We start from the raw sequence: 6,005 nt of genomic DNA, 5'->3' as shown, positions 1-6,005 counted from the left end.
ATTGTGGCATCAGGAACAGCGACATTGGAGACGGCGCTTTTTCATGTGCCCCAGGTAGTGGTCTATCGGGGCGGCGCGATATCTGTCGCCATCGCCAGGATGCTGGTCAACATTAAATTTATTTCGCTGGTCAACCTGATCATGGATAAAAAAGTTGTTACAGAACTCATTCAGGAAGACTGTAACCAGACAAAAATTACTGCCGAATTGAGGGCTATTCTGGAGGGTTCGGAACGAAAGGATATGCTTTTGAATTATAACGAATTATCCTCCAGAATGGGGCTGGCGGGAGCATCAAAAAGAACCGCAAAACTGATAATTCAATATTTTAAAAACAATTGATATTGGACATTGTTTAAGAGGGTAATCAATAAAATTTTTTAACCAAACGTTTTGTCTTAAGTTATTTTACTCTATTTTTGACTTTGATAAAACGTTTTACTTAAATATAGCTACCCTGTATATTATGAAAGATACCCATTGTAAACTGTCGGTAAACGCACTCAAGAACCCCCATCGGGATAAACTTTTAAGGCATAGGAATTCGCCATGCTGATCTCTCAAATTACGTAAAGGTTAAACCTTTATCACCATCTAAATTTCCCGGTCTCAGGCTTTTTTCAGCGAGGTTATTGCGTTGTCTTTTTGGCATTCGCTAAGGCCTTGTTTTGATTAAGCTTTCTAATCTTCTTAGCACTCTTTGATTGACACCGTCATGCGGGTTTTGAGCCGTTTGAGGCTTGCTGTGCTCAATCGCGTACGGATTAAACGAATACTTTGAACTATTAACTATAAAACAACGTCTATGAACATTAAATTACTAACTGGTATCGGGATCTTTTTTCTCTTTGCCACCGGCTTTCGGAGCAGTGCCGCCAGTACCCGGGCATCTGAAAGTACCGGACTCCTGACGGAGCATGCCATGTGGCAGCAGGATACCACAAAGAAAGATACGACAAAAAAAGCAGTTGCTGCGCCACAGCAGCCAGCTGCAGCTACACCTCCGGCAGCAGCGCCACAGGATACAACTAAAAAAGCTGGTATTGTAACCGGGTTTGTGGTGGACGAGAATTCCCAGCCGATCCCGGGTGTTGGGATCAAATCAGCTTCGGGTAAGGGGGCTGTAACGGATGCGGCGGGTAAGTTTGGTATCGCTGTGACCGGACCAACAGAAACGCTGACCTTTACTTATATCGGATATACTCCGGTAACCCGGCCGGCAGGATCCGCTAATGTGCCGCTGAGCATCAAGATGGCTCCGGCCGCAGGGGAGGTACTTGAAAATGTAATGATTGTGGGTGTAGGATATGGTACGCTGGATAAGAAGGAAGTGACTTCTTCTGTTGCTCACGTAGACACAGCTGAGTTCAGACAAAGTGGTGCGCGGAGTCCTTTGGACCTGATCCAGGGTAAGGTGGCAGGATTGAACCTGACCAGAACCAGCGGATCCAATCCAAACTCAAGTCCAAGTGTACAGCTTCGCGGAGTGGTTTCAGTAACGGGAAGCGCAAGCCCGCTGTATGTCATCGACGGTATTCCTGGTGCAAATCCAGACCTTTTGCAGCAGGATGATATTCTGTCTGTTGACGTTTTGAAGGATGGTTCAGGTGCTGCGATCTACGGAACAAGTGCGAATGCGGGTGTAATTTTGATCACCACCAAAAAAGGAAAAGCCGGGCCGCCAACCTTTAATTATTCCAGTTATGTAAGGAAAGAGTTTATTCAGAACAGGCAGGATTTTTTGACTGCAGGAGAGTTTAGAGAGAAGATTGCGTCGGGACAGATTGATGCGCCGGATTATGGCGGCAGCGAAGATTTGTACGACAAGCTGGTAAACCATGATAACCTTTCACAAAATCATAACCTTTCCCTTACCGGAGGGACTGATAAAACCAGCTATCGGGCAAGCATAAACTACCGGGATCTGCAGGGGATTGCATTGGAAAACGGACGGAAAGAATATACCGGCCGATTAAATGTGAATCAAAAGGGGCTTGACGATAAGCTGAGTATTCAGATGAACCTGGCTTCCAATTATAACAATGCCAATCTGCTGAGCAACGCAAATTTTTCTGACTTTTACAATAATGAACTAAGCGGCAGCGGCTGGGAAGAAGAGGCAACGAAAAATCCGACCAAACGGATCTTCAATGATGACGGGTCCTATTATTCTGATACCCAAAGTACCAATCAGTATGCACGTCTGTTTCAGACCACAAATTACCGCAAACAACAAACCAGTTCCGGTGATGTGAAAGCCGATCTGGATATTGTGGAAGGATTAAAAGCTTCTGTGTTTGGTTCAGTACAGCGTGATAGCTATATAGACGGAGGTTATGCCCAGCTCAATAGTGAAAATTCAGTAGAGAATTCTGACTATCCGAGCGGAGGGTATGCATTCAAAAATAACTTCCTGTCTCAGAGCTTTGCATTTGAGCCTACTTTACAATATACCAGAACGATTGCTGAAAAACATGCAATTACTGCCCTCGCCGGATATAGCTACAGATACTATATTGAGGAAGGCGAAAAGGCCAACAACAGGGGTTTTATAAACGATCAGTTTGATGAGAACAATTTAGGTGCAGGACAGGCACTGGCAGATGGTAAGGCATCATTTGGCAGTTTCAAGAATGACAATACTTTGATTGCATTCTTTGGCCGGATCAATTATGCCCTAAACGGAAAATACCTGGCCCAGTTTATACTGAGGAGAGAGGGATCATCAAAATTTGGTGCAAACAACAAATGGGGCAGCTTCCCTGCGGTTTCAGTTGGCTGGAATGTTTCACAGGAAGGCTTCATGAAGAATGTCAAGTTTATCAATTATTTAAAATTACGGGCGGGTTATGGTGTGACCGGTAACTCAGGTTTCCAGAACAATGCTTCGAGGGTACTCCTGACAGGCGGCGGCAAGTATTTATATCCTGATAATGTGTATCGCGAGACTTACGGCCCGGGCAGAAATGCGAATCCATTCCTGAAGTGGGAAAGCAAAAGTGAGTTGAATATTGGTGCAGACTTTACAATGCTGAACAGCAAATTGAGTGGTTCACTAGATGTATTTGACAGAACGACCAAAGATCTTTTAGATACTTATGCTACGCCTCAGCCTCCTTATGTGCAGTCTACTGTATTTGCTAATGTGGGTACGATTTCTTCAAAAGGTATCGAGCTGGCTCTTAATTATAAAGCCATAACCAACAAGGATTTCACCTTTAGCATGGACTTTACAGGAAGTACGATCAGTAACAAGCTGAACTCTTATTCTAACGACATTTATGCGGTAAAGTATAAAACATTTGGTGGAATTGGAGGTGCTGGCGCCTTGGGCGATGCGATAACAACCTATGAAGGAGAAAAACTGGGTGTGTTCTGGGGAAAAAGATTTGCCGGATTTGACGACGAGGGAAAATGGTTGTTTTATAATAGAAACGGAGAAAAGGTTCGTAACGATGAGATCAACAACTCAAAAGATAAAAACCTGACCGACCTTGCACCTATTGGAAATGCAATCCCCAAATATTATGCATCCTATACCGCAAACCTGAGCTATAAGAACTTTGATTTCAGGGTTTTCCTCAGGGGTAAGTTCGACTATCAGATTTTGAACACTACTGCCCTGTCTTATGGAAATCCCTCTATTTCAGGGTCTAATTATTTAAAGGAAGCATTTACGAAAAACGCACACATTAATGACACTTATATGTATTCCGATTACTACCTGGAAAACGGAACAAATGTTAAGATTGATGAAGTCACAATAGGATACAACTTTAAGTTCAAAGCTAAACAGATCCGTAATATGAGGATTTATGCTACAGGACAGAATCTTGCTACCATAACAGGTTACAGCGGTAATGATCCTGACTTTGTTCAGGATACAGGTTTAGGGCCCGGTGTAGATAGCAGGGGTGCATATCCAAGTACCCGTTCTTTTCTGTTAGGACTTAATGTAGGTTTTTAAATTATACTAGAATGAAAAATAAATCAATACTATATTCATCATTGCTGTTATTGCTGGGCACTATGAGCGCCTGCACAAAACTGGATGAAAACTCATACGATCAGATTCCTGCGGATAAATTCTATACAAGCAGAATAGAAGTGCAATCTGCAGTTTTAAGACCATATACACACGCAAATGCCTGGGTTACCCCATCAGGACAGGATGGCTGGTGGCGTCCGGCAGAACTTTCTGCCGATCAGCTGGCATGGCCAACCAAAGGGCCTCACGGAGAAGACAGCGGCAAGTGGAAAAGACTGCATTACCATACCTGGACTGTAGATGAGGATGGATTAAACAATGCCTGGAAACTCATGTACGGGGGAATCGGTTATTGTAATGATCCGATCGCAAACATCGGTTCCCGAGACATTGCGGCAATGGGAATTACCCAGGAAGAAAAAGATGCCTTTTTAGCAGAGCTGAAATTGCTTCGTGCATTTCACTACCTAAAGCTGATGGACCTGTTTGGCAATATTCCAATAGTCACAGAACCTGCGGAACCGGGTAATCCGATCTATCCAACAACAACGAACCGCAAAGAAGTATTTGCATTTGTTGAGAAGGAAATTCTTGACAATATCGAGAAAGTCCCTGTGCTGTCTAAATCAATGCTGGGCCGCATGTCTCAGGCCAGTGCCTACGCCATGCTGGTTGAATTGTACCTGAATGCAGAAGTATGGACAGGTACCGCCCGCTGGGACGATTGTATCGCTGCCGCAGATAAACTGATTACCGGTCAGGCTGGTGGTCAAAACGGTGCAATGATGCTGGATCCTAATATCACCGATCAGTTTAAGAATACAAATGATTTGTCTAAAGAAGTCATTTTCTCCATTGCTTACGATTTTGTCAGGGCGAATTTTGAACCATCATGGACGGGCGAATTTTACCATTTTGCGCAAAGAGAGATCTATGGCGGCGGAAGAACCGGTAATGACGGCATCGTGTTGATCCCCGGGCCATATTCAACGTATGAAGCAGAAGATCATCGCCGCTCTGAATGGCTCCTGATCGGGCCCCAGCTAAAATTTAGTGATGGTAAAACCCCGGTAGAGGGAACGGTAGAATACGCAGGTCAGCCACTGGTTTTTGTAGATAACATTCGTAAAAATAAAACTGGATCTACCGTTTCAAATATGAGTGAAGGTGAAGAGAACAGCGGTGTAAGATTTAACAAATACAAGCTGGGGAATTCAGTTGCGGGTATAGTTAACGGGACAGCTGTTCTGCCCGATCCAAATTATAACAATACGGATTGGAATGTGTACAGGTTAACCTGGATCTATTTTGCCAAAGCTGAGGCTTTGATGCGCAAAAGTGGAAATGCAGCCACTGCAGAAGCGGTGACACTGATCAATGATTGCAAAAAGAGAGCGTATTCTGAAGCGGACTGGGCAACCAAAGCTTATACCACCGCTACACTGACCATGGACGAGCTTCTTGCGGAGCGGGGAAGAGAGTTTATTTTCGAAGGCTTCAGAAGAGATGATATGATTCGTTTTGGTAAATTCACTACGGGAAGCTGGTGGGATCATGTTCCGTCACAAGCTTCCCGGTCATTGTATCCAATCCCTCAGGTACAAAGGGATTTAAATCCTAAACTTACCCAAAACCCGGGTTACAATTAAGAAACACACAAATACCTATTGAGAAAGGGCGGTCATTTATGGCTGCCTTTTTTTGTTTTAAAAATGTATAAAAACTTACGAATACGATTAAGTAAATTCTTTTTTATAAAACGTACTTCCTGTAAATATTTTTTACTACATTCAATTAGTAAAACGTTTTTTCTAACCAAAGAACACATATTTAGTATAATCGTCCCTGTTTATTCTTTGTATGTCTTCACAAATTTTATTCACCACATCATTAAAAAAATGGGTATCAAACGAATCAAATTAAGTAAGCCATGCAAAACTAAAAGAACCATCTCCTAAAAAAGATTTCACGGGATTTTATATTAAGTTCAATTACTGACCTCCGGAAGCAGCCTTGC

The 6,005-nt window shown here is 43.2% G+C and carries 2 protein-coding genes and 1 pseudogene; all 3 read left to right on the top strand.

Annotation, left to right across the window (positions count from 1 at the left end; genetic code table 11):
- Nucleotides 1-342, top strand: a pseudogene (locus VK541_RS07580) (lipid-A-disaccharide synthase); the annotation flags it as partial.
- 463 nt (nt 343-805) lie between these two features.
- A complete protein-coding gene (locus tag VK541_RS07575) occupies nt 806-3,967 on the top strand; it encodes a SusC/RagA family TonB-linked outer membrane protein (protein WP_324368527.1) in 3,162 nt (1,053 codons plus the stop codon).
- A gap of 11 nt (nt 3,968-3,978) precedes the next feature.
- Nucleotides 3,979-5,637: a RagB/SusD family nutrient uptake outer membrane protein gene (locus VK541_RS07570; RefSeq protein WP_324368525.1), complete on the top strand. Its 1,659-nt coding sequence runs from the start codon at nt 3,979-3,981 to the stop codon at nt 5,635-5,637.
- Nucleotides 5,638-6,005: the final 368 nt, after the last annotated feature.

Origin of the sequence: Pedobacter sp. (assembly GCF_035317785.1) — a bacterium.
Classification (GTDB): domain Bacteria; phylum Bacteroidota; class Bacteroidia; order Sphingobacteriales; family Sphingobacteriaceae; genus Pedobacter.
The sequence above is the reverse complement of the archived record's forward strand: the minus strand, read 5'-3'. Positions and strand labels throughout refer to the sequence as shown.

Coding starts and splice junctions, on each gene's coding strand:
- VK541_RS07575 (WP_324368527.1), top strand. CDS start 806: ATGAACATTAAATTACTAACTGGTATCGGGATCTTTTTTCTCTTTGCC.
- VK541_RS07570 (WP_324368525.1), top strand. CDS start 3,979: ATGAAAAATAAATCAATACTATATTCATCATTGCTGTTATTGCTGGGC.